This is a genomic window from Candidatus Skiveiella danica (genome assembly GCF_022705245.1).
GTDB lineage: Bacteria > Pseudomonadota > Gammaproteobacteria > Burkholderiales > Burkholderiaceae_C > Skiveiella > Skiveiella danica.
In genome coordinates this window covers 619-912 of sequence record NZ_JAKJEW010000100.1, presented here as the reverse complement: position 1 = coordinate 912, position 294 = coordinate 619, and the positions used below count along the sequence as shown (strand labels likewise).

General features: G+C 67.0%; 1 pseudogene. It reads right to left on the bottom strand.

From position 1 onward, the window contains the following. A pseudogene (locus ACMUOY_RS20220) lies at positions 1-294 on the bottom strand (3-oxoadipyl-CoA thiolase); the annotation flags it as partial.

The following is a 294-nucleotide window of genomic DNA, read 5'->3' as shown; positions in this document are numbered from 1 at the left end:
TGGGGGATCGTCACCGGCACGATCTCCTCCGCGAACAGACCCTTTTCCTGCGCCGCGGCCCAGCGAGCCTGGCTGCGGGCCGCGAAGGCGTCCTGATCGGCCCGGCTGATGCCGAAATTGGCGGCGACATTGTCGGCGGTCTGCGGCATCGAGTCGACACCCCAGTCCTTCTTCATCTTCGGATTGACGAAGCGCCAGCCGATCGTGGTGTCGTAGATCGCATTCGCCCGGCTGAAGGCGGTCTCGGCCTTGGGGACAACGAACGGCGCCCGCGACATGCTCTCGACGCCGCCC